At 70.7% G+C, this 23,959-nt stretch carries 18 protein-coding genes; 10 read left to right on the top strand and 8 right to left on the bottom strand.

The genetic code is table 11. The features are described 5' to 3' along the window. The first annotated feature begins 15 nt into the window (after positions 1 to 15). A complete protein-coding gene (locus MED01_RS06985; protein ID WP_238667681.1) occupies positions 16 to 3,963 on the top strand; it encodes a ThuA domain-containing protein in 3,948 nt (1,315 codons plus the stop codon). Positions 3,964 to 4,154: 191 nt separating this feature from the next. Here the strand turns inward: MED01_RS06985 and MED01_RS06980 are convergent, their stop codons facing one another. After that, positions 4,155 to 4,670 carry a septum formation initiator gene (locus MED01_RS06980; RefSeq protein ID WP_238667680.1) on the bottom strand — a complete coding sequence of 172 codons (516 nt, stop codon included), beginning with the start codon at positions 4,668 to 4,670 and terminating at the stop codon, positions 4,155 to 4,157. A gap of 102 nt (positions 4,671 to 4,772) precedes the next feature. Between MED01_RS06980 and MED01_RS06975 the strand changes: the two genes are divergently transcribed. The 4 genes from MED01_RS06975 (at position 4,773) to MED01_RS06960 (ending at position 7,959) form a co-directional block, all read left to right on the top strand. Next, on the top strand, positions 4,773 to 5,468 hold the full coding sequence (locus MED01_RS06975) for a response regulator transcription factor (protein ID WP_238667679.1): 696 nt from the start codon (positions 4,773 to 4,775) through the stop codon (positions 5,466 to 5,468). Further along, a complete protein-coding gene (locus tag MED01_RS06970) occupies positions 5,465 to 6,751 on the top strand; it encodes a HAMP domain-containing sensor histidine kinase (protein WP_238667678.1) in 1,287 nt (428 codons plus the stop codon). Before MED01_RS06975 ends, MED01_RS06970 begins: the two co-directional genes overlap by 4 nt. 28 nt (positions 6,752 to 6,779) lie before the next feature. Next, positions 6,780 to 7,334, top strand: a complete 555-nt coding sequence (locus MED01_RS06965) for a DUF5872 domain-containing protein (RefSeq protein ID WP_238667677.1) — start codon at positions 6,780 to 6,782, stop codon at positions 7,332 to 7,334. Between the two features lie 106 nt (positions 7,335 to 7,440). Further along, the gene (locus MED01_RS06960) at positions 7,441 to 7,959 is read left to right on the top strand and encodes a PepSY domain-containing protein (protein ID WP_238667676.1); all 519 of its coding nucleotides are present in this window, start codon (positions 7,441 to 7,443) and stop codon (positions 7,957 to 7,959) included. A 144-nt stretch (positions 7,960 to 8,103) separates the two neighbouring features. On the opposite strand, the gene MED01_RS06955 is transcribed toward MED01_RS06960, so the two are convergent. The 4 genes from MED01_RS06955 to MED01_RS06940 all read right to left on the bottom strand — a co-directional run bounded on the left by MED01_RS06955 (position 8,104) and on the right by MED01_RS06940 (position 13,470). Beyond that, positions 8,104 to 10,014 (bottom strand): ABC transporter ATP-binding protein, encoded by a 1,911-nt coding sequence (locus tag MED01_RS06955; RefSeq protein ID WP_372493599.1) that lies wholly within the window; start codon positions 10,012 to 10,014, stop codon positions 8,104 to 8,106. A 51-nt stretch (positions 10,015 to 10,065) separates the two neighbouring features. Beyond that, entirely contained in the window at positions 10,066 to 10,704 is a 639-nt protein-coding gene (locus tag MED01_RS06950) for a hypothetical protein (protein WP_238667675.1), read from the bottom strand. Between the two features lie 121 nt (positions 10,705 to 10,825). Further along, positions 10,826 to 12,076, bottom strand: a complete 1,251-nt coding sequence (locus tag MED01_RS06945; protein WP_238667674.1) for an HNH endonuclease signature motif containing protein — start codon at positions 12,074 to 12,076, stop codon at positions 10,826 to 10,828. A gap of 182 nt (positions 12,077 to 12,258) precedes the next feature. Continuing rightward, positions 12,259 to 13,470: a chitosanase gene (locus MED01_RS06940; RefSeq protein ID WP_238667673.1), complete on the bottom strand. Its 1,212-nt coding sequence runs from the start codon at positions 13,468 to 13,470 to the stop codon at positions 12,259 to 12,261. A 269-nt stretch (positions 13,471 to 13,739) separates the two neighbouring features. Between MED01_RS06940 and MED01_RS06935 the strand changes: the two genes are divergently transcribed. From MED01_RS06935 to MED01_RS06925, 3 genes are all read left to right on the top strand, one after another. Next, positions 13,740 to 14,339: an RNA polymerase sigma factor gene (locus MED01_RS06935; RefSeq protein WP_238667672.1), complete on the top strand. Its 600-nt coding sequence runs from the start codon at positions 13,740 to 13,742 to the stop codon at positions 14,337 to 14,339. After that, complete coding sequence (locus MED01_RS06930) at positions 14,336 to 15,049, top strand: hypothetical protein (RefSeq protein ID WP_238667671.1); 714 nt, start codon at positions 14,336 to 14,338, stop codon at positions 15,047 to 15,049. The genes MED01_RS06935 and MED01_RS06930 overlap by 4 nt, the downstream gene beginning before the upstream one ends. A 126-nt stretch (positions 15,050 to 15,175) precedes the next feature. Beyond that, positions 15,176 to 15,808 carry a hypothetical protein gene (locus tag MED01_RS06925; RefSeq protein WP_238667670.1) on the top strand — a complete coding sequence of 211 codons (633 nt, stop codon included), beginning with the start codon at positions 15,176 to 15,178 and terminating at the stop codon, positions 15,806 to 15,808. 46 nt (positions 15,809 to 15,854) lie between these two features. Here MED01_RS06925 and MED01_RS06920 read toward each other — a convergent pair whose 3' ends face one another. After that, positions 15,855 to 17,480, bottom strand: a complete 1,626-nt coding sequence (locus MED01_RS06920) for a glycoside hydrolase family 43 protein (protein ID WP_238667669.1) — start codon at positions 17,478 to 17,480, stop codon at positions 15,855 to 15,857. 306 nt (positions 17,481 to 17,786) lie between these two features. Here MED01_RS06920 and MED01_RS06915 point away from each other — a divergent pair, with 306 nt between their 5' ends. After that, positions 17,787 to 18,767 (top strand): LacI family DNA-binding transcriptional regulator, encoded by a 981-nt coding sequence (locus tag MED01_RS06915; RefSeq protein ID WP_274525415.1) that lies wholly within the window; start codon positions 17,787 to 17,789, stop codon positions 18,765 to 18,767. 27 nt (positions 18,768 to 18,794) lie between these two features. On the opposite strand, the gene MED01_RS06910 is transcribed toward MED01_RS06915, so the two are convergent. Both MED01_RS06910 and MED01_RS06905 read right to left on the bottom strand, forming a co-directional pair. Then, on the bottom strand, positions 18,795 to 19,502 hold the full coding sequence (locus MED01_RS06910) for a SanA/YdcF family protein (RefSeq protein ID WP_238667667.1): 708 nt from the start codon (positions 19,500 to 19,502) through the stop codon (positions 18,795 to 18,797). Positions 19,503 to 20,027: 525 nt separating this feature from the next. Beyond that, a complete protein-coding gene (locus tag MED01_RS06905; protein ID WP_238667666.1) occupies positions 20,028 to 21,362 on the bottom strand; it encodes an extracellular catalytic domain type 1 short-chain-length polyhydroxyalkanoate depolymerase in 1,335 nt (444 codons plus the stop codon). A 533-nt stretch (positions 21,363 to 21,895) separates the two neighbouring features. Between MED01_RS06905 and MED01_RS06900 the strand changes: the two genes are divergently transcribed. Continuing rightward, positions 21,896 to 23,956, top strand: a complete 2,061-nt coding sequence (locus MED01_RS06900; RefSeq protein WP_238667665.1) for a cellulose binding domain-containing protein — start codon at positions 21,896 to 21,898, stop codon at positions 23,954 to 23,956. The last annotated feature ends 3 nt before the right edge of the window (positions 23,957 to 23,959 follow it).

Here is a 23,959-nt window from a genome sequence, read left to right as displayed (position 1 = left end):
CGAAAGGACCCCACTGTGCGCAGATCCCTGAGATCGTGGCTTGGCCTCGCGCTGAGCGCGATCCTCGTGGCCGGCGGCATCGTCGCCTCGCCACCCACGGCCAGCGCCGCACCGTTCACCGTGCTGGTCTTCAGCAAGACCGCCGGATTCCGGCACGGATCCATCGCTCCGGGCATCGCCGCGATCCAGCAACTCGGTGCGGCGAACGGCTTCACCGTCGAGGCCACCGAGGACGCCGCCCAGTTCACCGACGCCAACCTGGACCGGTTCGCCGCGGTGATCTGGCTCTCCACCACCGGCGACGTGCTCAACGCCGCCCAGCAGGCCGCGTTCGAGCGCTACATCACCGGCGGCGGCGGGTACGTCGGCGTGCACTCCGCCTCCGACACCGAGTACGACTGGCAGTGGTACGGGGGACTGGTCGGGGCGTACTTCGCCTCGCACCCGGCCGAGCAGAACGTCACGGTGAAGGTCGCCGACCAGGTGCACCCGTCCACAGCGACGTTGCCGCAGCGGTGGAACCGCTTCGACGAGTTGTACAACTACCGCACCAACCCCCGCGGCAACGCGCACGTGCTGGCCACGTTGGACGAGAGCACCTACACCGGGGGGAGCATGGGTGCCGACCACCCGATCTCCTGGTGCCAGAACTACTCCGGCGGTCGAGCCTGGTACACCGGCCTGGGGCACACCGACGCGTCGTACACCGAGGCGAACTTCCGCCAGCACCTGCTCGGCGGCATCCGGACGGCCGCCGGCGCTGTCAACGCCGACTGCGGCCCCACCGTCTCCAGCAGCTTCCAGCAGGTGGAGTTGGCAAAGGGCGCGGCCGAGACCGGTGAGCCGATGAGCCTCACCGTCCTGCCGGACCGGGGCGTGCTGCACACCTCCCGCAACGGCGTGATCCGGCACACCGACGCCGCCGGCAACACCATGATCGCGGCCACCCTGCCGGTCTACACCGGAGACGAGGAGGGTTTGCAGGGCATCAAGGCCGACCCGAACTTCGCCACCAACCGCTGGGTGTACGCGTACTTCGCCCCACCACTGAGCACCCCCGGCGGTGGTGCGCCGGCCACCGGCACCCCGGCCGACTTCGCCGTCTGGGACGGCGTCAACCGGCTGGCCCGCTTCACCGTCAACGCGGACAACACCATCAACCTGGCCAGCGAGACGCTGATCCTCAACGTGCCGACCAGCCGCGGCATGTGCTGCCACGTCGGCGGTGACATGGACTTCGACGCGGCCGGCAACCTCTACCTGTCCACCGGTGACGACACCAACCCGTTCGACTCGGCCGGCTTCACCCCGATCGACGAGCGGGCCGGGCGCAACCCGGCCTTCGACGCGCAGCGCACCTCGGCGAACAGCAACGACCTGCGCGGCAAGGTGCTCAGGATCAAGCCGAGCGCGGCCGGCGGTTACACCATCCCGGCCGGCAACATGTTCGCCCCGGGCACCGCGCGGACCCGCCCGGAGGTCTACGCCATGGGCTTCCGCAACCCGTTCCGAATGAGCGTGGACAAGGCCACCGGCATCGTCTACCTCGGTGACTACGGCCCGGACGCGGGCACCGCCGACCCGAACCGGGGGCCGGCGGGCAACGTCGAGTTCGCCCGGATCGACAGGCCCGGCTTCTACGGCTGGCCGTACTGCACGGCCCGCAACGACGCCTACAACGACTACACCTTCCCGTCCGGGCCGTCCGGGGCGAAGTTCAACTGCGCCGGCGGGCCGGTGAACAACTCGCCGAACAACACCGGCATCACCCAGCTGCCGCCGGCCATCTCGGCCTGGTTGCCGTACGGCGGCTCCGGCTCCCCGCCGGAGTTCACCGGCGGTGGCCTGTCGCCGATGGGCGGGCCGGTCTACCGGTACGACCCGAACAACACCTCGCCAGTGGCGTTCCCCGAGTACTACGACGGGACCTACTTCGCCGGTGAGTTCGGTCGCCGCTGGATCAAGAACATCAAGCTCGACGCCTCCGGCCAACCGCTGAAGATCAACCCGTTCCCGTGGACCGGCACCCAGGTCATGGACATGGAGTTCGGCCCGGACGGCGCGCTCTACGTGCTCGACTACGGCACCGGCTGGTTCAACGGCGACGCCAACTCGGCGCTCTACCGCATCGAGTACGCCCGCGAGGGCAGGGCACCCGTCGCCAAGGTGTCCGCCACCCCGACCAGTGGAACCGCGCCGCTGACAGTGGCCTTCTCCTCGGCCGGCACCCTCGACCCGGACGGCGACCCGTTCACCTACGCCTGGGACTTCGACAACAACGGCACCACCGACTCGACAGCCGCGAACCCGAGCTTCACGTACACCACCAACGGGACCCGCAGCCCGACGCTGACGGTCCGGGACACCACCGGCAAGACAGCCACCGCGAGCGTTGTCGTCACCGTCGGCAACAGCGCCCCGGTGGTCACCGTGAACACCCCGTTGAACGGGCAGACCTTCACCTTCGGGGACGCGGTGCCGTTCTCGGTCACCGTCACCGACGCCCAGGACGGTGCGATCAACTGTGCCCGGGTCACTGTGAACTACGTCCTCGGCCACGACTCGCACGGCCACCAGCTCGGCAGCGTGCAGGGCTGCACCGGGGTCATCCAGACCTCGGCCGACGGTGAGCACGACACGGCGGCGAACATCTTCGGCATCATCGACGCCGAGTACACCGACCTGGGCGGTGGCGGCCAGCCGGCGCTGACCACGCACACCCAGGCGGTGCTGCAACCTCGGGTACGCCAGGCCGAGCACTTCGGTGACTCGTCAGGCGTCCAGATCGTCGCCGGGGCGGCCGGGCACGGCGGCGCGGCGGTCGGCTACGTCGACAACAACGACTGGATCTCATTCCGCCCCTACAACCTGACCGGCGTCCAGTCGTTCAGTGCCCGGGTCGGCGCCCCGGCCGGCGGTGGCGGCACGTTGGAGTTGCGGGTCGACTCGCCGACCGGGCCGCTGGTCGGTTCGGCCACCGTCGTGCCCACCGGCGGGTACGCCACCTTCGCCACTGTCACCGGTGGGGTCACCGCCCCGACCGGCACCCGAACCCTGTTCCTGGTCTTCAAGGGCACCGGCCCGTACTTCGACATCGACGAGTTCACCCTCTCCACCAGCCCCGGCGGTCCCGGCCCTGACCCGGACCCGGACCCGGATCCCGAACCGGGTGCCAACCTGGCCCGGGGCAAGCCGGCGCGGGCGTCCAGCTTCGAGGGCGCGTTCACCGCGGCCAACGCGTTCGACGGCGTGGCCGGTACCCGGTGGGGCAGCGCCTTCGGTGACCCACAGTGGATCGACGTCGACCTGGGCGCCACGTACGCCATCAACCGGGTCAAGCTGACCTGGGAGGCCGCGTACGGCAGCGGATACCAGATCCAGACCTCACCGGACGGCGTCAACTTCACCACGGTCCGTACGGTGACCGGCGGCGACGGCGGGGTGGACGACCTGACCGGGCTCAGCGGCTCCGGCCGGTACGTCCGGCTGCTCGGCACCACCCGGGGGACCGCCTGGGGCTACTCGCTGTTCGAGTTCGAGGTGTACGGCGGCAGCGGTGGAACCGGTCCGCCCGGTGGCAACCTGCTGCTGAACAAGCCCACGTCGACGTCGAGCAACGAGGGGGCCGACGTGTCCGGCGCCCAGGCTGTCGACGGCAGCCTCACCACCCGCTGGTCGAGCACGTTCTCCGACCCGCAGTGGATCCGCGTCGACCTCGGCAGCCCGACAGCGATCGGTCGGGTCAAGCTGAGCTGGGAGGCGGCGTACAGCAGCGCGTACCAGATCCAGACCTCGAATGACGGCACCACCTGGACCACGGTGAAGACGGTGACCGGTGCCGACGGCGGCGTGGACGAGCACACAGCCCTCGGCGCCAACGGCCGCTACCTGCGTGTCTTCGGCACGGCCCGGGGCACCGGGTACGGCCACTCGCTCTGGGAGTTGGAGGCGTACAGCAGCTGAACCACCACCTGAGTCCGCCCCCACCTCCGGTCGCGCGGTGGGGGCGGACTCGCCTCGATCATGTGATGCTCAGTAGCTCCGGTGGCCCCCACACGACTACTTCTCATCACGTGATCACGGCGCCGCCCCGCCCGGGTCCGCCCCGACGGGCCGCCAATCGTGAGCAGCGCGGCTACGCGTCGCCGCCCGGCTCAGTCGTCGGCGACGGCCACCGGCTCCGAGCCGATGCAACGCACCTTCAACTCGTACTCGCGGGCCGCCCCCTGGAACGTGACCTCGACGTCGTCGTCCGGGCCCCGGTCCACGTCGCGGACCCGGTAACCCTGCGCGGGCGCCCAGGAGACGAGGCGTACGCCGCCGACGCCGCACTCGGCGACTGCCGTACCGCCGTCGGTGGCGAACCCCCGGCGCGTCCCGGAGCTGGCACTCGGCGCAGTTCCCGTCATGCCCGGCGCGGCCGAGGCGGTGCTCGTCGGGCCCGGCGCGGCCGAGGCGGTGCTCGTCGGGCCCGGCGCGGCCGAGGCGGTGCCGGTGGGCGCCGGCTCCGGTGCGGCGAGCGCCCGCTCGATCTCGGCCTCGCTGCGCACACCGCCCGGGGTGCCGGTGAGGCTCTCGCCCACCAACCGGATCGCGCCCAGGCCGATCAGTGTGGCGATGGCGGCGGTGGCCACCCACCCGGTGGCGACGAGGATCGAGCGACGGCCCATCCCCTGACTATCCCCGATCCGTCCTTGTCGTTTGCACATCCGAACGCTAAGGCGTGGTTAACGTGCGCCGCGCTGCCGGCGGCAGCGGTTAGCCTGCCAGCTGTGGCCCGCCTGTTGCTCATCGAGGACGACCTGACGATCCGTACCCCGCTGATCCGGGCCCTGCGCGAACGCGGCCACGCGGTGGCGGCGGCCTCGACCGCGATGGCCGGCCTCCGCGACGCGCTGGAGGACCGACCCGACCTCGTCGTGCTCGACCTGGGCCTGCCCGATCTGGACGGCCGCGAGCTGCTGCGGATGCTGCGCGCGGTCAGCTCGGTGCCGGTCATCGTGGCCACGGCGCGTGACGACGAGACCGAGATCGTCCGGGTGCTCGACGCGGGCGCCGACGACTACGTGGTCAAACCGTTCACCGCGGCGCAGCTCGACGCCCGCGTCCGGGCGGTGCTGCGGCGGGGCCCCTCCGGCGTCGACGGGCAGGACCCGGCGCTCGTCGTCGGCGGGCTCCGCGTCGACCCCCGGGCTCGGCAGGTGACCCTCGACGGGGCGGCGGTCGAGTTGACGCCCCGCGAGTTCGATCTGCTGCACCACCTCGCCGGCCGACCGGGCCAGGTGGTCACCAAACGTGAGCTGCTCACTGAGGTGTGGCAGATCCCGTACGGCGGTGCCGACAAGACCGTCGACGTGCACCTGTCCTGGTTGCGTCGCAAGCTGGGGGAGAACGCCCAACAGCCTCGCTACCTGCACACGGTGCGTGGTGTCGGGGTGCGTCTCGAAGCCCCGGCGGCGCAGCCGTGAGGGCGCGTCTCGCGCTGCTGGTCGCCGCGGTCAGCGTCCTCACCCTCATCGCGTTCCTGGTGCCGTTGGCGCTGCTGGTCCGCACCGTCGCCGAGGACCGGGCCACCGTCCGGGCCACCGCCGACGCGCAGAGCCTGGTGCCGGTGGTCGGCACCGCCGACGCGGCGACCATCCGGCTCACCGTCGAGCAACTCGCCGCGGAGTCCGGGCGACCGGTGAGCGTCTTCCTGCCCGACGGGACGGTGCTCGGCGCCCAGACACCGCGTACGCCGGCGGTGGCCCTCGCCGCGCGCGGGCAGAGCCTCACCGGCGAGTCGGCGGCCGGCCGGGAGGTGGTCATCGCCGTGCAGGGTCGGGCGGACGGCACCGGGGTGATCCGGATCGCGGTGCCGCAGCACGAGCTGACCGCCGGGGTCACCCGGGCCTGGCTGGTGCTGGCGCTGCTCGGCGTGATCCTCGTGCTGATCGGGCTGCTTGTCGCCGACCGGCTGGCGCGCACCCTGGTCCGGCCGATCAGCGACCTCTCGGCCGTCTCACACCGGCTGGCAAACGCCGAACTGGACGCCCGGGTCACGCCGGCCGGCCCACCCGAGCTGCGCGAGGTGGCCGGCGCGCTCAACCATCTCGCCACCCGGATCCAGGTGCTCCTGGTCCAGGAGCGCGAACAGGTCGCCGACCTGTCGCACCAACTGCGTACGCCGCTGACCGCGTTGCGGCTGGAGGCGGAGTCGTTGCGTGACCCGGACGACGCCGCCCGGATCACCGCCGCCGCCGACGGGCTCGAACGCGCGGTCACCGGGCTGATCCGGCAGGCCCGGTGGCGGCACGCACCGGCGCAACCGGCCTCCTCGGACGCGGCGGCGATCGTCGCGGACCGGGTCGCGTTCTGGTCGGTGCTGGCCGAGGACACCGGCCGGACCGTGACCCTCGACCTGACGCCCGGCCCTCTTCCCGTCGGTGTGGCCGCCGACAACCTGACGGCGGCAGTGGACGCTCTGCTCGGCAACGTCTTCGCGCACACCCCCGACGGGACGCCGTTCGCCGTCCGGCTCGCCCGTGAGGTGGGCGAGGTGGTCCTCACGGTCGCCGACGAGGGCCCGGGCATGCCCGCCGGGGCGATCCGGCGGGGCGCCAGCGCGGCCGGATCCACCGGCTTGGGCCTCGACATCGCCCGACGTGCCGCGCAGACCGCCGGCGGTCGACTGGAGGTGCGGCCCGGCCCGTACGGCGGTGCGCAGGTGCTGCTCCGGCTCGGGCCTCCGACGTCGTCGCGGGACGCATAGGCAGTGCGGTGCCGGGTAGCTGCCAGTCATGGCGCGGTATACGAAACCCGAGCTCAGAGAGCAGATCAAGGAAGAGATCAAGGCTTCGGACAAGGGCGGCCGGCCGGGGCAGTGGTCGGCGCGCAAGTCACAGCTTGTCACTCAGGAGTACAAGAAGCGCGGTGGCGGATTCCTGGGCGAAAAGGACGAGCGGCAGAAGTCTCTCCAGCGCTGGGGCAACGAGAAATGGCAGACGAAGGAGGGCGACACCCGTGCGCGCAAGGGCGCCACGACGAGTCGCTACCTGCCCAAGAAGGCCTGGGAGGAGATGTCGGAGAGCCAGAAGCGCGCGACCGATACGAAGAAGCGCGAAGCGTCCCGATCCGGCAGGCAGTACGTCGCCAACACAGGGCCGGCCAAACGGGCGCGTCGGGACGCCACCACGGCCGGACGGATGACGGAGATGTCGGTCGCGGAGGCGGCCAAGCTGATCCGTGGCCTCGACACGCGACAGCTCAATACCGCGCTGCGTAACGAGCGCGCCAGCAAGGACCGCAAGACCCTCGTCCAGCGGCTGGAAGCGGAACTCAACCGGCGCGGCTGACCCGGCCCTCGAACGCCTTAACCCGCCCTTAGCGTCCGGACAGCGCGGTGATATCCCAGTTCAGCCGATCCTCGAAGTCGACAACCGAGGAAAGGTGGACACCACGATGAGGCGCACCAATCTGCTCCTGGCGACGGTCGGCGGCTCGGCGGTGCTGGCGGCGGCCGGGGTCGCCCTCGGCGTCACCGCCGCGAACGACTCACGGACCGGCACGACGCTCGCCGCGGCGACCGTCGCGCCGACGCCCACCGACGCGCCCCAGGCCAGCGGTTCACCGTCGGTCAGCGGTTCGCCGTCGGCCGACACCCCATCGGGTACGCCGTCGAGCGGTACACCGACCACCGGCACCGCGCCGGCGGGCAGCGCGGTCGACGAGAAGCGCGCCGGTGAGATCGCGCTCGCCAAGGCCGGTGGCGGTCAGATCGTCGAGGTCGAGTCCGAGCAGGAGAACGGCCGCCCGGTCTGGAGCATCGAAATCGTCGCCGGCGACACCGAGCACGAGGTGGACGTCGACCGGGAGAACGGGTCGGTGGTCAAGGCCGAGCAGGAACCGGTCGACGCCGATGACAACGACGACGCCGATGACGACGACGACGACGCTGACGACAAGGACGACGACGACTGATCGTCGGATCCCGCCGCCCGCCCCGGGGATCGACCCGTGGCGGGCGGCGTCTTCGTGCTGCCCGTCCGGCTGGTTGCGTCAGTGGTGCTGGTGCGGTCAGTGGTGTTTGGCGCGGTCAGTGCTGGTTGCTCCCGGCCCGCTGGTCTAGATGGCGACGCGTTGCTCCTGGACTGTTGGTCCGCCCTGGGCGGCCGGTTGGTCCTGGGCGAACTGGGTGCGGTACAACTCGTGATACCGGCCGCCAGCCGCGAGCAGGTCACTGTGTCGCCCGCGTTCGACGATGCGTCCGGCTTCGACGACGAGGATCTGGTCGGCCGCCCGGATGGTGGAGAGCCGGTGCGCGATGACCACGCTGGTCCGGCCGGTGAGGGCCTCGGCGAGGGCGTCCTGAACCGCGGCCTCCGAGGTGGAGTCGAGATGCGCTGTGGCTTCGTCGAGGATGACCACGCGCGGGCGAGCCAGCAGCAGGCGCGCGATGGTGAGCCGTTGCCGTTCCCCGCCGGACAGGCGGTATCCGCGCTCGCCCACGACGGTGTCCAGGCCATCGGGTAATGAGCGGATCAGGTCGTCGAGGCGGGCCCGCCGGAGCACCTCCCACATCTCGTCCTCGGTCGCGTCCGGCTGGGCGAACGCCAGGTTGGCGCGGATGCTCTCGTGGAAGAGATGCCCGTCCTGCGTCACCACGCCCAACGCCGACCGGATCGACTCGGCCGACAGTTCACGCACGTCGACGTCGGCCAGCTTCACCGCGCCGTCCTCGACGTCGTACAGGCGAGGCACGAGCTGCGCGATCGTCGACTTGCCCGCCCCGGAGGACCCGACGAGCGCCACCATCTGCCCCGCTTCGGCCCGGAACGACACACCGTGCAGCACTTCCTCACCGCCGCGCGTATCGAGCTTCGCCACGTCCTCCAGCGACGCTAGCGACACCTTGTCCGCCGAGGGGTAGCCGAACCGGACCCCGTCGAACTCGACAGCGACCGGGCCCTCCGGCAGGGGCCGGGCGTCGGACCTGTCGAGGATCAGCGGCTTGAGGTCGAGAACCTCGAACACCCGCTCGAAGCTCACCAGCGCGCTCATCACCTCGACCCGAGCACTGGCCAGTGAGGTCAACGGTGCGTAGAGCCGCGACAGGAGCAGCGCAAGGGCGACGACGGTCCCGGCGTCGAGGCTGCCCCGTAGGGCGTAGAGACCGCCCAGCCCGTAGACCAGGGCCAACGCCAGCGAGCCGACGACTGTGAGCGCGGTGATGAAGACCCACTGGAGCATCGCCGCGCGGATGCCGATGTCCCGGACCCGACGTGCCCGCGCCGCGAACTCGGCGGACTCCTCGGCCGGCCGCCCGTACAGCTTGACCAGCGTGGCACCGGGTGCGGAGAAACGTTCGGTCATCCGGGTGCTCATTGCCGCGTTGTGCTCGGCCGCCTCGCGCTGCAACTGGGCAAGCTTGGTACCCATCCGCCGGGCCGGGAGGACGAAGATGGGCAGCAGGACGAGCGCCAGCAGCGTGATCTGCCAGGAGAAGGTCAGCATCACGGCCAACGTCAGCATCAGCGTGACGGCGTTGCCGACCACACTCGACAGGGTGTCGCTGAAGGCCCGCTGCGCGCCGATCACGTCGTTGTTCAGGCGGCTGACCAGCGCGCCGGTGCGGGTCCGCGTGAAGAACGCCACCGGCATCCGTTGCACGTGGTCGAAGACGGCCGTCCGTAGTTGGACGATCAACCCCTCACCGATGCTGGCGGAGAGAAACCGCGTCACCAGACCCAGCCCGGCTTCGGCTAGCGCGATCACGGCGATCAGGACGGCCAACCGGATCACCACGCCGCTGTCGGCGCCGTCGACTATCGCGTCGACCACCCGCCCGGCGAGAACGGGTGCCGCCACAGTGAGGACCGCCGTCACCACACTCAGCAGCAGGAATCTGATGATCAACGCGCGGTGCGGCCGTGCGAACTGCGCGATCCGCTTCAAGGTGGCGCGGGACAGCGGTCGCTCATCCTGCGCGTTCATCGCGTGGTGCATGGACATCCACGCGGTAACTTCCATACTCATGCGTTACCTCCGATGTCGGAGGTTAGGACCTCACCCGAGCTTCAGGTCAAGTCACCGCGCCGGGTGCTCCAGTTCGGCGCGGATCTGGCCGAACACCGCATGGGGGTCGTCCGCCTGCGCGAAACCGATGAAGGTCACCATGCCGAGGGTGTGCTGGTCACCCCACACACAGATGTCAACGCGCAGACCCGTCCTGGCCTGACCGATGCCGCAACGGGCCATCCCGCCCAGCGGGCCCGGCTGGACCGCCTCCACGTTGGTGACGTTCGGCAGTCCGGCGAAGATCCGGTCCACCGTCGCGGTCGGGTCGGCAATCGTGCCGGAAACCGCGCTGACCAGGATGACCCGCTGGTCGTCGCCGGGAATGTGCAGGCCGTCCTGCCGGGAGTAGACCTCGGTGGCCCGGACGAAGGCGGTGCCCAGCGCGCTGGTCGGATCGCCGCTGAGCAGCTTCTTGAAGTTGCCCATGTTCTGCTCGGCCTGCCCGCGCAGCACCCGGTCCACGGACTCGGGCCAGGTGCCCAGAAGCTTGGCTGGCTTGTCGAGACGCATCACCGTCGCGGGCGACGACGACCGGGCGACGGCCGCCGGGGCGGCGGTGTCGGCAGGCCCCGCACACCCGGTCGCGAACAGCAGGATCGCCGCAGCCAGCGTGCGGAGAACCGTCGAGCCAGCCGGCCCTGTGCGCATGGTGACTTCCGCTCTCGTCTCGTGTTGCGCGAGGACGATATCCCACGCCCACGGTGGATCGGCTCCTCGGGCACCGATCGGTCAGCCGCCGGTCTGGGTGATCGCGCTCGGCCGGCGGCGCTTACGTTCGTCGGTGGTAGTGGTTGCGGCGGGGGACCTGTTCGGGGTCGAGCCAGGCGGGTGGGATGAACCGAGGGTGGCCGTCGGCCCCCAGTTGCACAGTCCAGTCGCTGTGATGGAGGTGGCGGTGGTGGTGGCCGCAGAGTAGGACGGCGTTGTCGAGGCTTGTGACGCCGCCGTCGGTCCAGTGGTTGATGTGGTGGGCGTCGCACCAGCGGGGTGGTCGGTCGCACCCGGGGAATGCGCAGCCGCGGTCGCGCAGCACGAGGACGCGCCGTAGTGGGCCGGTGACGAGTCGGCGTTGCCGGCCGACGTCGAGTGGTTGGCCGGTGCCGTTGAGGACGGTGGGCAGGATGGCCGCGTCGCAGGCGAGGCGACGCACTGTTTCCGGAGTGAGTCGTAGACCCGTGTCGAGGGTGCCGGCGCCGAGTTGTCGGGTCAGGTCGTCGTAGTGGGTGGTGATGACGATCTGCGCCGGGTCGCCGCCGTGCTCGGGTAGTTCGCCGGTGCGCAGGCTGAGCCGGCAGAGGTCGGCGAGGGCGTCGTGGCGGCGTTGTCCGGGGGAGCGCTGGTCGTCCGGGCCCACGGGTGCGGTCAGGGGGTCGATGGCGGCGCGCAGCAGACCGGCTGTTTCGGCGTCGAGGGTGCCGGTGAGTCGGAGTCGGCCGTCGGTCTGCTCGGACAGCGTGAGGTGGCGGTCGCGGGTGGCGCGGGCGGCCTCGGCGTCCAAGGCGGCGCGAGCGGCGGCGTCGGCCAGGTCGGGGGCGACGTGGTCGAGGATGCGGGTGCCGAGTTTGCGCAACTGTGTGGGGTCGAAGTGTCTGGCCCAGTCGGTGAGCACGCCCACGGCCTTGTCGGCGGCCTCGACGCCGGCGGTGGTCTGCACGGTCCTGACGGTGTCGGCGATGACCCGGGCCTGCTCCGGGGTGAGGTCTCCGTCAGCGAGAGCTTGCTGGACGCCGGGGCTGCCGGCGTCCAGTGTGGCGGCGAGCTCGACCAGCCGGCGGGCGGCGGAGACGGTGAGCCGCAGTCGTTCGCGCAGCCAGACCGCGGTGGAGGAGGCGCCCTGCCTGCGGGCCGTGCCCCGGCCGTCCAACTCACGGACCAGTGTGAGCTTCACGGCGGCGAGGCGTTGCTCCAGGTGGTGCGCGGCATCGAGCGCCGCGATCAGCTCATGCTCCGGGAGCGCCCAGATGGCTGCGGTCGTGCAGGCGCCGACGGCGTCGTCTGCCTGCGCCAACCCTCCAAACATGGCCCGACAATAGAACAGGTGTACGACAAAATTGGCCCCGTCTCGGCACGGTGAGATCAGGTGCGGCTGTCGGGGTTGGTGTGCAGCGGTTTGTGGACCTCGTCGAGGTGCGGCGGGGCCGCCGGCGAACAGCCGACGACCCCGCCACTGATGAACGTGGAAATTACGTACCGTGCCGCCGACTACCCGATCCGGAACTGCTCGCCGTAGACGGCGAACACCAGTGGCGTGTTGAGGTTGAAGTTGCCGTTGTTGAGGAACACCCGCTGGGCGGTGTCGACGCGGGAGGTGTCCGAGTGGGCCTCCTCCTTCTTCATCTCGATGACCCGCTCGTCGAGGAACGCGTTGAGCCAGGTCCGCTCGTCGCCGCCCTGGGCTGGCGGCTTGGCCCGGTTCAGGGCGCGGTTGCGGATCTGGCGCATGCCCTCGTACCCGTGCATGACGGCCGCGTCGTAGTAGGCGAACTGACCGAGTGCCCGGACCTGGTCGTTCTTGCCGTCGCGTACCGATGGGTTGAAGTAGACCCGGTCGCGTTCGGCCTCCTGGGCGGCCTGGAACACCGAGTCGGTGGCCGCGGTCCGCCAGTCGCGGGTGAAGTTGGGATCGAGCCCGGCGTGCGACGAGGTGCCGTTGACGTTGCGCAGCGCCGGCAGGTAGCCGGCGAGCACGTTGCCCGGCTTGGTGCGGGTGTACGCCTCGACCAGTTCGAGCATGTCGCCGGTGCCGGAGCAGAAGCCGATGATGCCGGCGGTGTAGCCCCGCCCGTCGCCGATGTCCTCGATGTAGGAGAACTGCGCGCGCCAGTCGAGCGAGGAGTTCTCGGCGGCCGAGACGAGCTGCATGGCGACGTTCTTCTTCGTCGGGTCGTCGAGGTTGGTGCCGCTCGGGGTGGTGGGCGTGGGCGTGGGGGTGCTGCCGCCGCCCGGCAGGGTCCACAGCTGGTTCGTGGTGCCGCCGCAGGTCCAGATCTGCAACCGGGCGCCGTTCGCGGTGCTCCGGTCGGTGACGTCGAGGCACTTGCCGGAGCCGGAGTTGACGAGCGCGCCGTTGCTGGCGGTCCACTTCTGCGCGCCGGTGTTGTTGCAGTCGTACAGCTGGACCTTGGCGCCGTTGGCGGTTGACGCGGCGGTCACGTCGAGGCACTTGCCGAGTGCTCGGATCGAGTTGTCGGTGTTGCCGACGGTCCACGTCTGGGCCGCGCTGCCGTTGCAGTCGTAGAGCTGGACGGCTGTGCCGTTGGCCGAGCTGGCGGCGGCCACGTCGACGCACTTACCGCCGAGGCCGGTGATCGGGCCGGCGGTCGCGGCGCTCGCCGACGGCAGGCCGTAGCCGACGGCGGCGACGCCGATCAGCAGGGTGCCCACGACGTAGGCGGCTGTTCTCTTGTGAACCATTGGTGTTCCTCGGGGAAGGGGCGGCGTGCCGCCAGCCGGTCGGTGGCCCGGCGCGACGGTTCGGCCCCGGCGGGCACCGCGAGCATCAGGAAACTGTATTAACAGATACCAGTACGTCGATTCCTCGTCAATCGACGACAGCTAGGCGTGACGACGTCTGTTCATCCCGTCGTTGGCGGCAGGTACCTGCCGGTGGCTATCGTCGGGCCGTAACTGATCTACGGGCCGGTCCATCGGAACCAGCACCGTCCGACGGACAGAAGATGGTCATGGAGTCGAGTCTGCGCGCTCGGGTGCGAGCCGGTGACCCCGGCGCGTTCGCCGAGCTGTTCGACACGTACGCGCGTTCGGTGTACAACCACGCGTTCCGGCTGACCGCCGACTGGGCCACGGCGGAGGACGTCATGTCCGCCACGTACCTGCAGGCCTGGCGTTCCCGGGAGCGGGTCACCGAGGAGGGCGGTTCGCTGCGGCCCTGGCTGCTCGGCATCGCCACAAACGAGGCCCGCAACCACGCCCGCAGCAACCGTCGCTACCGCAGGGTCGCCGCCGCGCTGCTCGCCTCCGACTTCACACTGCCCGACCACGCCGACGAGGTCGCCGGCCGACTCGACGACAGCCGACGCATCGCCGCCGCCATCGACGCGCTGGCCCGGCTGCGCCGACCCGAACGCGAGGTGCTGACCCTGTGCCTGTGGGAGGGCCTCGACTACGAGTCCGCGGCGGAGGCGCTGGGAGTTCCGGTCGGCACTGTGCGCTCCCGGCTGTCGCGGGCCCGCGCCCGACTCCGTACCCTCGTCGACGCCCCGCCGCACGCCGCACGGCCGCCGGTCGTGGACGCCTCGCTCGTGGGGGAGGGCAGCCAGTGAGCGCGCCGGACCCGGCCGAGTGGGCGAGGATCGCCCCCCACCCCGGTGACCACGACCTGCCACCGGGCCGGCACGACCTGCACCGCAGCCGCCTGCTGGCGGCGATCACGCAGGAGCCGCGTACCCGAAGAAGGGCCTTCGTGTCGTTGCGGCCCGCGCTCGTGGCGGCCGCGCTGGTCCTGGTCGTGGCGGGGATCGGCGGCGGGCTCGCGACCTGGTCCGGCGACGCGCCCCCGGCCGCGCTCCCGTCGCCCGAGGCGACCCGTCCGGCCGCTCGGCCGGCACCGCCGGGCCCGGCCGCCAAGAACCGTGGGTACGGCACCGTGCGCCAACTCACCGACGCGGCCGACCTGGTGGTCCGTGGCGAGGTGGCGTCGGTGATGGACGGACGGGCGGTCTACCGGGTGGCGGAGGTGCTCTACCGCGCCCCGGGTGCTGCGGTGCCCACCGAGCTGATGGTGGCCGCGGAGCTGGCCGGGACAGCCGGCCGGCCGACAGTCCTCTACCTGGGCCTCGTTGACCCGGGTACGCGCGTCTATCACCCGCTCGGCGGCGAGTTCGGGATCTTCGACCTCGCCGGGGAGACGGCCACCAGCCGGTCAGCGGCGATGTCGGTGACCGGCCTGCGTACCGAGGACGCCACCGCCACGGGTCGTGCGTTCGTCACCACGGTGGCCGAGCTTCGTCAGCTCGCGAGCGAGCGGCAGTGACCCCCTGGAAAGCTGAGCCGGGAAAAAATGGAACTCGTGGCCCGGGACGCACAGATAGAAGGCGTAAGCAGTGCCGCGTTCCGAGCGAGACGGCCCGGGACGGCACCGAGACGCGAGGAGCGTTCCATGGCAGTCGACCTTCGCCGTACCCGGCCGCTGTGGGCCGCGGCCGCCGCCGTGCTGTCCGCCGCGGCCTTGGCCGCCTGTGGCAGCGGCGGTGGCGCAGCCCCGGCCGCCGCGCCCGCCCCGAGCAGCGCCGCCCCGAGCAGCGCCGCCACGCCGACCGACGTCGCGCTCCCGCCGATCAAGGGCAAGCTACGCGGGTACGCCACAGTGCGGCAGCTCAGCGACACCGCGGACCTGGTGGTACGCGGTGAGGTCGAGGCGGCCGGATTCCGGGTCGACGAGGTGTTGCGCGCGACGACCGGATCGACGGTGCGGGCCGGGGCGCGGATCACGCTCGCCCCGCTGCCCTCCGGGGTGCCGGACATGGCGCACATGTCGAAGCTCGAGGCCGGCCAGGTCGTGGTTCTCTACCTCGCCCAGGACCCGGCGGACCCGGCTGCCCCGACGTTCCGGACGCTCAGTGGCGACTTCGGCGTGTTCGACCTGAGCGGGTCCGGCGCGGGGGCCGTCGCCACGACCCGCTCGCAGACAATGGCCGTCAGCGGTCTGAACGCCGAGGACCCGGCCGCGTCCGGCCACGGGTTCCGCACCACTCTCGGCCAGCTGCGGGCCGTCGCCGCCCAGGCGAAGTAGGACGAGTGGGCACGCGGGCGGCACCCGCCGAGTGCCGCCCGCGTGGTCACTGTTCCCGGTAGGTGGCGAGGTCGAAGTCGGCGTGCACGCCGTCGCAGCCCAGGTCCTGCACCCACAGGCCGAGAAACGCCCCGGTGAAGCCCCACGCCGCCGGCTCACCGTCGATGATCAACGCGGCGTGCTCGTCGGACAGGATGGTCGCGTCCAGCTCGACAGGTAGCCGCTGCCAACCGGCACCGAGGTCGTAGTCGAAGCGCACCGCCGGCCCGTCGAAGACGGCCCGCAGACCGACCCGGGTGGCGCCGTCGACATCGACTGTCAGCTCGGGGTACGCGGTGCGCCGCCCGTTGTCGGAGCTGAGCAGTTCCAGTACCGTCCGGCCGTCGTCGGCCCGGGTCAGGTAGAGGTGGTACCAGTTGAGCGTGTTGTAGTAGGCGGTGATCCCGGCGAGCTGACGGTGGTCGGCCGGTTCGAACTCCACAACGGTCTCCAGCGAGCACTTCCGTGCGCCGACGCGTCGCCCGACCAGGCTGGGTGCCTGTCGACCGACCGGCGACTGTCCACCGTGGACCCGCAGGTACGACGGGCGGGTGTGCATGTCGATCCAGTCCGGGGTGGCCGGTCGACGCAGCGTCGACCAGCACGGGCCCAGCTCGGGGGCGTCGAAGTGGTCCGTCTCGGGCTCCGCCGGCCACTGGTGCGCGGGCAGGTCGGGCGCGACGACGTCGTCAGCGGGCACCCCTCCGGCGATCCGTGGCCAGCCGCCCGACGGCCACTCGACCCGCTGGATGGCTGTCTCCCGACCCAGCACGCAGTTGCCCAGCGGGGAGTACGGGCGGCCAACCAGGTGGGCCAGGTACCACTCGCCGTTCTGCGTGTGCACCAGGCTGCCGTGACCCGCCTTCTGCAACCGCAGGTCGGGCCGCCCGAAGGAGGTGAGCAGTGGCCCGTCCGGGTCCACCTCGTACGGCCCGAACAGCTCCCGGGACCGCGCCACGGTGACCTGGTGCTCCCAGCTGGTGCCGCCCTCGGCGGTGATCAGCCAGTACCAGCCGTCGTGGCGGTACAGGTGCGGACCTTCGGTGACCCCGGCCGGGGAGCCGGTGAACAGGATGCGAGGGCTGCCGACCAGACGGCGCGCGGCCCTGTCGTACTGCTGGATCTCGATGCCGCCGAAGCGGTCGCGGCCGGGCCGCCAGTCCGCGCTCATGCCCAGCAGCCAGGTGGTGCCGTCGTCGTCGTGGAACAGCGACGCGTCGAACCCGCGCCCGTGCAGTTTCACCGGATCGGACCAGGGGCCGGTGATGTCCTCGGCGGTGACCAGGAAGTTCTGCGGATCCCAGTAGCCGCTGGCGAAGCTGGCCACGTCGCTGTAGACGAGGTGGAACTGACCGTCGTGGTACGTCAGGTCCGGCGCCCACACCCCGTTCGAGTCGCCGCATCCGCGCAGATCGAGCAGGCGTCGGTCGGTGATGATGCCACCCAGGCTGCGCCAGTTGACCAGATCGCGCGAGTGGTGCACGAGCACACCCGGATACCACTCGAAGGTCGAGGTGGCCAGGTAGTAGTCGTCGCCGACGCGCAGGATCGACGGGTCCGGGTGGAACCCGGCGAGGACGGGGTTGCGGATCGACCGGGTAGCGGTCGCCACGTTAGCGATGTCGGTCGACACGAGCACTCCTCTGGACGGCTGTCTGAAACTTCCGGAAAATCGCACTCCGGATCGCTGGAAGCTCTGCTTACGCTAGCCGGTCTTTTCGCAATAGGACAGAGGTCTTGACCGCTGGGACAACAGCTCGTAGCGTGCCGGCCATCGATCGACATTACCGGCGAAGCAATGAAAGTTTCGGAGATCCATAGCTCCCCGCCCCGCCCGTTCAGCCGGATGACGACGCGCCACCGCGAGCAGACCTGAAGTTTCCAGCAGGACGCAGGGGGGACCGTGGGCACTGAGAACGGCCGAAACGTCACCATTGCCATGATCGCGCGGTTGGCCGGAGTCTCCGTGCCCACCGTCTCCCGGGTCATCAACGGCCGTTCTGACGTCGCCCCCGACACCCGGGAGCGCGTCGAGGAGCTTCTCAACCGGCACGGTTACCGCCGCCGCTCACCGTCCCGGCGTACCGACGCCGCCCTCATCGACCTGGTCTTCAACGACCTGGACAGCCCGTGGGCCGTGGAGATCATCCGTGGGGTGGAGGACGTCGGCCAGACCAACGGCGTCGGCACCGTCGTGTCGGCCATCCACTGGCGCATCTCCTCGGCCAAGCAGTGGCTCGACAACATGCGTACGCGCTCCACTGAGGGAATCATCTTCGTGACCTCGATGGTGAACCCACCGTTGCAGGCCGAGTTGCGCCGGCTCCACCTGCCGGTCGTCATCATCGACCCGGCCGGGGTCGACCCGCAGGAGTCACCCACCATCGGCGCCACCAACTGGGCGGGCAGCCTCAGCGCCAACCAGTACCTGATCAGCCTCGGGCACCGCCGCATCGGCTTCATCGCCGGCCCGCCGCACCTGATGTGCAGCCGGGCCCGGATGGACGGCTACCGGGCCGCCCTCGGCGCCGCCGGCATCCCCGTCGACGACGCCCTGATCCGCCCCGGCAACTTCTACCACGAGGCCGGCTTCACAGCCGGTACGCAGCTGCTGGCCCTGCCCGACCCGCCCACCGCCATCTGCGCCTCCAGCGATCAGATGGCCCTCGGCGTGTACGAGGCGGTCCGCAAACGGGGTCTGCGGGTGCCCGACGACGTCAGCGTGGTCGGCTTCGACGATCTGCCGGAGGTGCGATGGTGCTCGCCACCGCTGACCACCGTCCGGCAACCCCTGGCCGAAATGGGCATGCTGGCCGCGCGGACCGTGCTGCGCCTCGCCGGTGGCGAGAGGACCGAGAGTCCTCGGGTCGAACTCGCCACGGAACTCATCGTCCGCGACAGCGCCGGTCCGCCCCGCTGAGCGGCGCGAACGCGTTCGGTGCTGACGTCAGGCGTCCCGCAGAGCGTCGTCGATGCCGGTCTCCCGCCGGCCGAGGTGTGCCGGGTCCCGACCGGAGAGCAGTTCCAGCGCGGCCTTCAGGCACGCGCCGTTCTCCCGGGACGAACTGAACCACCACGTCTGGGCGTACCGCTTCGCGCTGTCGTCGCCCACGCCGTTGGCGTCGATGCCGAGGCGCCGGCACAGCGCCACGGCACGCGGAAGGTGGAAGGTCTGGGTCACCACTGTGGCCTGCCGTACGCCGAAGATCCGCTCAGCGCGCGCACACGAGTCGTACGTGTCGAAGCCGGCGTAGTCCGGCACCACCTTGTGCGCTGGTACACCCCGCTGCACCAGCCAGTTCCGCATGGCGGCGGGCTCGTTGTAGTCGGCGTTCATGTTGTCGCCCGACACCAGGATCGCCCGCACCTTGCCGGCGTCGAACAGCCGCCGCGCGATCTCCAACCGGGCGGTGAGCACGGGTGAGGGCGTGCCGTCGGCGTCCACCTTGGTGCCCAGGACCAGGGCGACGGGGGCGTCCGGCACCTCGGCCTCGCCGTAGAGGTGGCCCTCGGCAATGTCGCGGATCCACGTCACGCTGGCCACAGTGCCGCCGGTCAGCACCACGACTCCCACCGCCACTGTGAGGACCGTACTGCGGACGAACCGCCGGTGCTCCCCGTACCACCGTCTGGCCGCGCCGAATCGTCCCCGCATGCCGCAAGGCTATTCCGGCCGCGCTCACGACTGTCGTCGGCGTACCCGCTGACCATCCCGACCAGCAAACAAAGGCAGTTGTCTATGGACAATCGCTCACTGTTAGCGTTAACGTGACGGACAGTCGTCGATCCTCGACCGACTTCGAGCCGCTGTGGCGGAGCTGTCGCCATTGGCCCGAGGCGGTTGAACGACGATCGTGGCGTGGGGCGGGTGGCACGTTGGCCGGCGCGAGACGGCCCGAGACCACCCCGGGCGACCCGCGCGCCACGCGGCCGAGGCTTGAACGGCCACCGGGATTCCAGGGCACCGCAGCAGCCGGACAGTCGTGCGACGACAGCCGGTCCGCTCACCTGCCCAGCGGGCGCCGATGGGCTGGAGCCCGCACCTGGGCCGCCCTGATGGCGACCGTCGGCCCCAGCCCTGGCCGCCGGGTCGCGTCCCGCTGTTTGGAGTCCGGGCCCGAGCAGCGGGACGCACACCCGCACGAGCAACCGACGGGGTACGCCGTCGTCGGTCACCGCGTCAGCTTCGGGTCCACCGCTGGCTGTTCGTGCCGTTGCAGCTCGACAGGACCGCGGGGGTGCCGTTGGCGGTTCCGGCGGCGTTGGGCGTCAGGCAGAGGCCGGACTGCACCCCGGTCACAGTGCCATCGGTGTTGACGTTCCACTGCTGGTTGGTGCCGCCATTGCAGTCCCAGATGATCACACGGGTACCCGGCGATGTCCCGGCGCCCTCGGCGTCCAGGCACTTGGTGCCGTACACCTGGAGTTGCTTCGCGGCGGTCGACGTCCACTGCTGATTGGTGCCACCGTTGCAGTCCCACAGCGCCAGCTGCGTGCCGTTGGTCTGCGACCGCGACGGGACGTCCAGGCAGCGGTTGGCGCCGGCGTTGCGCAGCGGCGCCGACGTGCCGCCGGGTGGTGGGGTGGTGGGGCTCGTGCTGTCGAAGCCGAGGAACCGGATGGCCTGCGCGGCGTCGAACGGGATGGAGTGGCCGTACCCCTGGAAGCTGATCGCTTCGACGGGCGCCGTGCCGCCGGTGCCTCCGTAGCGGGTACGGGTGGCGCTGGTCTGCGGGGAGTCGGTGAAGCTGGGGGTCTGCGACACGCCCTGCACGTTGGTCCACTGCTTGATCTGCTCGCCGAAGTTGACGTAGCTCAGCGTGGTGTCAGTGGTGCCGTGCCAGATCTGGAACCGGGGACGCTTGCCGGAGTAGCCGGGGTAGGCGTTGCGAACCAGGTCACCCCACTGCTGCGCGGTCCTGACGATCCGTCCGCCGGAGCACTCGCTGTTCCACTCCGCGCCGTTCGTGGTGGCGAAGCACCCGAACGGAACCCCGGAGGAGCTGAACCCGGCGTGGAACAGGTCCGGGTAGAGGCCGACCATGACGTTGGTCATCATGGCGCCGGAGGAGAACCCGCCAACGCCGATCCGGTTGGCGTCGACCGGGTAGCGGTTCCGGACGTAGTCGACCATGGACTTGAGGCCGACCGGATCGCTGCCGCCGTCGCGCCGCAGGGCCTGCGGTGACGAGACGTCCCAACACTTGCTGCTGCGGGTCACCGACGGGTAGATCACGATGAAGCCGTAGCGGTCGGCGAGGGTGCTGAGCCCGAAGCCGCTGTGCACCGCCGGACCACTGCCGGTGCAGTAGTGCAGGGCGAGGAGCAGGGCCGGCTGGGCCGCGACCCGATCCGGCACGTACAGGTGCATCTGGAGGTTCGTCGGGTTGGTGCCGAAGTTGGTCACCTGGGTGAGCGTCGCGGCCGACGCCGGGGTGGCGACAGTGACCACGGCTGTCATCGTCGCCAGGGCCGTCGCCAGCGCGGCGGCCAGCAGTGCGATCCTTGATCTCATCGGCGGTTCCTCTTGTCGTGAGTCGGGGACCCGGCGGCAGTACGGCGGTCCGGTGCGGGCGGTCGACGGCGGCGCCTGGGCGGTCCGGGGCGCGCGACGTCCGCCGCGCGTCGCCGGCGGCTGCGGACAGATCCTGATGGGACGTTCACCTGCCCAGGGACGTCCTGACCACTGAGGTCGGACCAGCGAAGGGCCTCCCGGTGAGCCACGGACGCTGATCGCCCCGCATCGACTGTGAGCGATAACATGCCGTTCGTCAACCCGTAACGTATGACGTCTGTCGATCTCATGCTGCGGAGACACGCCTGACGCGTCTTGAGATTTTCGAACAGACAGTGCCATTGTGGTACGTCGATGAAGAGCCGCGCGCGGGGCTGACGTCCGTCCACTGGGCAGCCGGGATCCAGATGTGATCTCCGGGGGACGGTGACACGAGCGACGGACCGATCAGGGTCTGCCGTCCACGAGATCGCCCGTCACCGCGTCGCACCTCGACCGGTAGGGCGGCTCATCTGCGCGAAGGAACCCCGCCCATGCGTAAACCGAAGACCCGAACAGCACTCCTGTCGGGCCTGCTGCTCGTCGCGAGCGTGCTCGCGGGCGTCAACCCGTCGACCGCCAGCGCGGCGGCCGACCCGGTCACCGTGACAGTCAACACCCGCGCGGGACTGGCGACCGTGCCGGACACCGCTCTCGGCGTCAACCACGCCATCTGGGACTCGAACCTCGGCACCGCCGAGACGTCGGACCTGCTCAGAGATGCCGGCGTGCAGATGATGCGCTACCCCGGCGGCTCGTACGCCGACATCTACCACTGGGAGGACCACACGGCGCCCGGCGGTTACGTCGCGCCGGGGACCGACTTCGACACCTTCATGGCGGCGGTCCGGCGTGTGGGCGCGCAGCCGATGATCATCGCGAACTACGGCACCGGCACGCCGGCCGAGGCCGCCGACTGGGTGCGGTACGCCAACGTGACAAAGGGCTACGACGCGCGTTACTGGACCATTGGCAACGAGAACTACGGCAACGGCCACTACGGGTCCGCGTGGGAGGCCGACGACCACCCCGACAAGAGCGCGACACAGTACGCCAGGCTGGTCGTCGAGTACGCCGACGCGATGAAGGCTGTCGACCCGAGCATCAAGGTCGGCGCGGTGCTGACCATGCCGGGCAACTGGCCGGACGGAATCACCGCCGGCAGCGATCCGGGCCCGTGGAACCAGACAGTGCTCTCCATCGCCGGCCCGAAGATCGACTTCGTGGACGTGCACTGGTACCCGGGCGGCACCGCCGCCGAGTCGCTGGCCCGCGTCAACCACCTCCCCGACGCCACCTACCTGCTGCGGCAGCAGCTCGCCCGGTACGCCGGCCAGAACGCCGACCGCATCGGCATCAGCTTCACCGAGCTGAACGTCGACGCCGGCCGCAACACCCAACCGGCCGCGCTGTTCCTGGCCGACGTCTACAGCGGTCTGCTGGAGAACGGCGTCTTCACCGCCCACTGGTGGAACGTGCACAACGGCATGGGCACCGTGACGCAGGTGGCCGGACAGACCGACTACGGCGACTTCGGGATGCTCTCCAGCGGGGCCTGCACCGAGGACGGCTCGGTCTGCCAACCGCCACTGAACACACCGTTCGCGCCGTACCACGGGCTGAGCATGATGAAGCTCTTCGCGAAGACCGGCGACCAGTTCGTCCGCGCCGGCACCGACGAGCCCCTGGTCACCGCCCACGCCGTCCGCCGGGGCAACGGCGACCTCGCCGTGCTGCTGGTGAACAAGGACCCGGACAACGACCACCCGGTCGCCATCGACTACGCCGGGTTCACCCCGTCGGCCGTCGCGCCGACGGTGTCCACCCTCACCAACGGCGCCACCGGCATCGTCACCAGCCAGTCCGGCTCGGCGACCAGCCGGACGCTGCCGGCGTACTCGTTGACCACGCTCGTGCTGCGCCCGGCCGGCGCGACCGCCGGCCGGCCAGCCGCACCCGGCCAGCCGACCGCGAGCGGTGTCACCGACCGCACCGCCACGATCACCTGGCCGGCGTCCACCCCGGGCGCCAGCCCGATCGCCAAGTACGAGGTGCACCGGCAGCACGGCGCGGTGAGCGAACAGCTCGGCGAGACGGCGACCACCTCGTTCACTGTCGACAACCTCGTGCCGGGCAGCCGGTACACGGTCAACGTGCTGGCCCGCGACACCGCCGGACGGGTCTCCTGGGCCTCACCGCCGCTCACCTTCGCCACCGGTAGCCCCGCCGCCAGTACGTGCACCGTCCGTTTCAGCGCCAACAACGACTGGGGCAACGGTTACATCGGCGGCGTCGAGATCGTCAACAACGGGTCCAGCCCGATCAACGGCTGGACGCTCACCTGGACCTGGCCCACCGGTTGGCAGCAGGTGAGCAGTGGTTGGAGCGCCACCTGGGAGCAGGTCGGCACCGCGGTGCGGGTCACGCCCACCGCCGACAACCGGCAGATCGCCGCCGGCGGCAGCGTGAGCGCCGGCTTCGTCGGCGCGTACGGCGGGCCGAACGTGCTGCCCACGGCGTTCACCCTCAACGGCACCATCTGCGCCACCGGCTGACCG

Source organism: Micromonospora alfalfae, from assembly GCF_022230925.1.
Taxonomy (GTDB): domain Bacteria; phylum Actinomycetota; class Actinomycetes; order Mycobacteriales; family Micromonosporaceae; genus Micromonospora; species Micromonospora alfalfae.
This window is presented reverse-complemented; position numbering and strand designations above follow the sequence as displayed.

Coding starts and splice junctions, on each gene's coding strand:
- MED01_RS06980 (WP_238667680.1), bottom strand. CDS start 4,670: ATGGGCCGTCGCTCGATCCTCGTCGCCACCGGGTGGGTGGCCACCGCC.
- MED01_RS06965 (WP_238667677.1), top strand. CDS start 6,780: ATGGCGCGGTATACGAAACCCGAGCTCAGAGAGCAGATCAAGGAAGAG.
- MED01_RS06960 (WP_238667676.1), top strand. CDS start 7,441: ATGAGGCGCACCAATCTGCTCCTGGCGACGGTCGGCGGCTCGGCGGTG.
- MED01_RS06955 (WP_372493599.1), bottom strand. CDS start 10,014: ATGAGTATGGAAGTTACCGCGTGGATGTCCATGCACCACGCGATGAAC.
- MED01_RS06950 (WP_238667675.1), bottom strand. CDS start 10,704: ATGCGCACAGGGCCGGCTGGCTCGACGGTTCTCCGCACGCTGGCTGCG.
- MED01_RS06945 (WP_238667674.1), bottom strand. CDS start 12,076: ATGTTTGGAGGGTTGGCGCAGGCAGACGACGCCGTCGGCGCCTGCACG.
- MED01_RS06940 (WP_238667673.1), bottom strand. CDS start 13,470: ATGGTTCACAAGAGAACAGCCGCCTACGTCGTGGGCACCCTGCTGATC.
- MED01_RS06935 (WP_238667672.1), top strand. CDS start 13,740: ATGGAGTCGAGTCTGCGCGCTCGGGTGCGAGCCGGTGACCCCGGCGCG.
- MED01_RS06925 (WP_238667670.1), top strand. CDS start 15,176: ATGGCAGTCGACCTTCGCCGTACCCGGCCGCTGTGGGCCGCGGCCGCC.
- MED01_RS06915 (WP_274525415.1), top strand. CDS start 17,787: ATGATCGCGCGGTTGGCCGGAGTCTCCGTGCCCACCGTCTCCCGGGTC.
- MED01_RS06910 (WP_238667667.1), bottom strand. CDS start 19,502: ATGCGGGGACGATTCGGCGCGGCCAGACGGTGGTACGGGGAGCACCGG.
- MED01_RS06905 (WP_238667666.1), bottom strand. CDS start 21,362: ATGAGATCAAGGATCGCACTGCTGGCCGCCGCGCTGGCGACGGCCCTG.
- MED01_RS06900 (WP_238667665.1), top strand. CDS start 21,896: ATGCGTAAACCGAAGACCCGAACAGCACTCCTGTCGGGCCTGCTGCTC.